The organism is Staphylococcus kloosii, assembly GCF_032139365.1.
GTDB classification, from domain to species: Bacteria; Bacillota; Bacilli; order Staphylococcales; family Staphylococcaceae; genus Staphylococcus; species Staphylococcus kloosii_A.
The window spans coordinates 1-864 of sequence record NZ_JAVTDB010000038.1 but is presented as its reverse complement, the minus strand read 5'-3'; the positions used below and the strand labels follow the sequence as shown (position 1 = coordinate 864).

1 protein-coding gene is annotated in these 864 nt (G+C 33.1%); it reads right to left on the bottom strand.

The genetic code is table 11. From position 1 onward, the window contains the following. Nucleotides 1-232: 232 nt before the first annotated feature. Entirely contained in the window at nt 233-862 is a 630-nt protein-coding gene (locus tag RPL90_RS04110) for a nitroreductase family protein (RefSeq protein WP_313545817.1), read from the bottom strand. Nucleotides 863-864 lie beyond the last annotated feature (2 nt).

Below are 864 nucleotides of genomic sequence, written 5' to 3'. Positions count from 1 at the left end.
ATATTTATTTAATTACCCTTTATACAAAAAGGCAACCTAAGTAAAACAAAAAAGAGCAGGGAGAAAAGCTTAATTTTTATAAAAAGATTTTGTAGTCCCGCTTTCGCAAGGATGACTAGAATTGAAAGCAGCTTGATACAAGCGCATTTTCAATTCAGTCATCTACTGACCATATAAAAGTAGAGCCTGTAGACAATTAAGTCACAGGCTCTATAGTTAGTGTATGAGTTTATTATTTACGTACTAAGAAACGTGCATCAACATCATTAAATGATTTTTCGCCAGCTTCTTGTCTGATGTTACCAAAAGGCATTTGCGCCATTAAAGTCCAATTTTTAGGTATATCAAATGCTTCAGTCACTGCTGTGTCAACTAATGGATTGTAGTGTTGTAATGAAGCGCCGATACCTTCAGTGCTTAATGCTGTCCATATTGCAAATTGGTGCATTGCATTTGTTTGTGTAGACCAAATTGAGAAGTTTTCAGCGTAATTTGGCATTTGATTTTGTAAGCCTTCAATAACTTCTTCATCTTCATAGAATAAAATAGTGCCGTAAGAATGTTTAAAGTTATCAATTTTATCCGCAGTTGGTTGGAAGTCTCTATCTGCCCCCATTTTGTTTTTAAGTGTTTCTTTAGCAATTTCCCAAAACTTATCGTTATTATCATTAAGTAATAAGACGATACGTGTAGACTGTGAGTTGAAAGAAGAAGGCACATGTTTAATTGCATGAGCGATAATTTCCTCTAATTTTTTATCAGAGATTGAAATCTCTTGTTCTAAATTATAAATCGTACGTCTGTTTTCTATTGCATTTTGAAATGAAGATAAATTACTTTTATCACTATTGAAAAGTCCCATTG